Source organism: Phenylobacterium sp., from assembly GCF_036723115.1.
Lineage (GTDB): Bacteria > Pseudomonadota > Alphaproteobacteria > Caulobacterales > Caulobacteraceae > Phenylobacterium.
Window position 1 is genome coordinate 1 of sequence record NZ_DAIMHV010000214.1, and the last position, 3,050, is coordinate 3,050.

Here is a 3,050-nt window from a genome sequence, read left to right on the forward strand (position 1 = left end):
GCCCAGGGCGATGGCGCGCTCCACCCGCGGCGTCCCATAGCCGCCGCCCCCGGCGGTCACCGTGCGGGCGATGGAGAAGAAGCGCTGGCCGTCGGGCAGTTCCAGCCACTGGGTGATGATCTCCCGCGGGCGGCGGAAGGCGTGATGCACCGACCACAGGGGGCAGCCCCCTCCGTGCCGGGCGAAGGGAAAGCCCGCCCCGTCCAGCCGCTTGGAGACATTGCCCGCCGGATCCACCCGGATGAAGAAGAAGGGCACCCGTTCCTGTCCGGGCTTCTGCAGGGTGGTGAGACGGTGGGCGGTCTGCTCGAAGCTGGCGCCGAACTGGCGCGCCAGGGCCTCCACGTCATAGCGCCGGGCCTCCACAGCCCGGGCGAAGGCGCCGTAAGGCATCAGAATGGCTGCGGCCGCATAGCTGGCCAGGGCGCGGCGGACCAGGCGCTCGCCGCTCTCGGTGGCGAAGCTGCTCTCCGCCAGGGTGGCCTCGACCTCGTCGCGCATTTCCAGATAGGCCACCTGCAGGGCCAGTTGGAAGGTCTGGCTGGCGGTGTCCAGGGAGTCGTCCAGCAGCACCTCGCGCCGGTGCCAGTCCAGCCGCCGGGTGGAGCCGACCATGACGCTGGAGGGCAGGCGGCGGACCTTGAGGTCGTGGCGGCCCTTCAGATAGCCCGTCAGGCCGTGGCGATCGGCTATGGCCTGGGCCAGGCGCTCGGCGGCGTCATCCAGGGCGGGGAAGCTGTTGTGGCGCGCGGCCAGGAAGCGTCGGCTCTCGGCGACGGGATCAGAGGCCTGGGCCTCCAGCCCGCCCACCTCCCGGGCGGCCTCGTCCCGGTCGGCCAGGGCGAGATGCTCCTCCTGATAGGCGGTGTAGAGCCGAAGTATGGCCTCGGCGACGCCGGGAAAGTTGGTGGCCACATCGCCGCTCTCCATGGCCGGCAGGTCGATGTCGGCGAACATGGGGTCCTTGAGCACCGCCTGCAGGCGCGCGGCGTCGTCGCCCCCTGCGCCGCCGGCCAGGACGGCCACGTCGATCTTGTAGGTCTGGGCCAGCCGCAGCAGCATTTCGGCGCTCAGCGGCCGGTGATTGCGCTCCAGCAGGGCGACATAGGAGGCCGAGATGTCCAGGTCGGCCGCCATATCCGCCTGGGTCAGACCCAGGTCGCGGCGCAGACGGCGCAGATTGGCGCCCGCATAAAGACGGCGCTCCAGGGCCATGGTGGTGCTTTTCCTGAGGTTTTCGAGACATTACAACATTACAGGATATTGCTGTAAAGTCTTACATCCCCACCTCGCGCCCCCTTTCGCCCCGGGTTCGCGCGGGAGTAGGGAGCGGCCAACGTCTGCTTCGATCAAGGGATCACAGTCATGGCCTACCAAGACCACATCATCGAGATGAGCCAGCTCATCAAGAGCAAGAACGGCACCTGGGACGGGATCAACCCGGAGAGCGTGGCGCGCATGCGCCTGCAGAACCGCTTCAAGACCGGTCTGGAGATCGCCCGCTACAACGCCGCCATCATGCGCAAGGACATGGCGGCCTATGACCTCGATCCCACCAAGTACACCCAGTCCCTGGGCTGCTGGCATGGCTTCATCGGCCAGCAGAAGATGATCTCCATCAAGAAGCACTTCGGCACCACCGACCGGAAGTACCTGTACCTCTCGGGCTGGATGGTCGCGGCCCTGCGTTCGGAGTTCGGCCCGCTGCCGGACCAGTCGATGCACGAGAAGACCTCGGTCCCGGCTCTGATCGAAGAGCTCTACACCTTCCTGCGTCAGGCCGACGCCCGTGAGCTGGGCCTGATGTTCCGCGACCTGGACGCCGCCCGCGCGGCCGGCGACAAGAAGCGCGAGCAGGAAATCATCGACGCGGTCGACAACTATCAGACCCACGTCGTTCCGATCATCGCCGACATCGACGCGGGCTTCGGCAACGCCGAGGCGACCTACCTGCTGGCCAAGAAGATGATCGAGGCCGGCGCCTGCGCCCTGCAGATCGAAAACCAGGTCTCCGACGAAAAGCAGTGCGGCCACCAGGACGGCAAGGTCACCGTCCCGCACGAGGACTTCATCCAGAAGATCCGCGCCTGCCGCTACGCCTTCCTCGAGCTGGGCGTGGACGACGGCATCATCGTCACCCGCACCGACTCGCTCGGCGCTGGCCTGACCAAGCAGATCGCCGTCAGCCATGAGCCGGGCGACATCGGCGACCAGTACAACAGCTTCCTCGATTGCGAAGAGGTCGCCCCGTCGGACATGAAGAATGGCGACGTGGTTCTGAACCGCAACGGCAAGCTGCTGCGTCCCAAGCGCCTGCCCTCGAACCTGTTCCAGTTCCGCGAAGGCACCGGCGCCGACCGCTGCGTGCTGGACTCCATCACCTCGCTGCAGAACGGCTCCGACCTGCTGTGGATCGAGACCGAAAAGCCCCACGTGGAGCAGATCGCCTCGATGATGGACCGCATCCGCGAGGTCATCCCCAACGCCAAGCTGGTCTATAACAACAGCCCGTCCTTCAACTGGACCCTAAACTTCCGTCAGCAGGTCTATGACGCCTACAAGGCGGCCGGTAAGGACGTCTCGGCCTATGACCGCGACAAGCTGATGAGCATCGACTACGACGCGACCGAACTGGCCATCGAGGCGGACGAGAAGATCCGCACCTTCCAGGCCGACGGCGCCAAGCGGGCGGGCATCTTCCACCACCTGATCACCCTGCCGACCTACCACACCGCGGCCCTGTCCACCGACAACCTGGCCAAGCGCTACTTCGGCGACGAAGCCATGCTGGGCTACGTCAAGCAGGTCCAGCGCGAGGAAATCCGCCAGGGCATCGCCTGCGTGAAGCACCAGAACATGTCGGGCTCCGACATCGGTGACGATCACAAGGAGTACTTCGCCGGTGAAGCGGCCCTCAAGGCCGGCGGCGTCCACAACACGATGAACCAGTTCGCCTAAGGGGCGCGGGGACGGGCCTCGGCCCGTCCCGCAACCTTGCCGCCTTGTCGATGAGCAGGGCGTAGAACTCGACCATCTGAGCGGCCCGGAGG

2 protein-coding genes are annotated in these 3,050 nt (G+C 66.5%); one reads left to right on the plus strand and one right to left on the minus strand.

What is annotated here, in order from left to right; genetic code table 11:
* The coding region (locus tag V7D28_RS14590; RefSeq protein WP_333588110.1) for a helix-turn-helix domain-containing protein at window positions 1-1,215 on the minus strand (1,215 nt) is incomplete at its 3' end.
* A 150-nt stretch (window positions 1,216-1,365) separates the two neighbouring features.
* Here V7D28_RS14590 and V7D28_RS14595 point away from each other — a divergent pair.
* The gene (locus V7D28_RS14595; protein WP_333588111.1) at window positions 1,366-2,958 is read left to right on the plus strand and encodes an isocitrate lyase; all 1,593 of its coding nucleotides are present in this window, start codon (window positions 1,366-1,368) and stop codon (window positions 2,956-2,958) included.
* Window positions 2,959-3,050 lie beyond the last annotated feature (92 nt).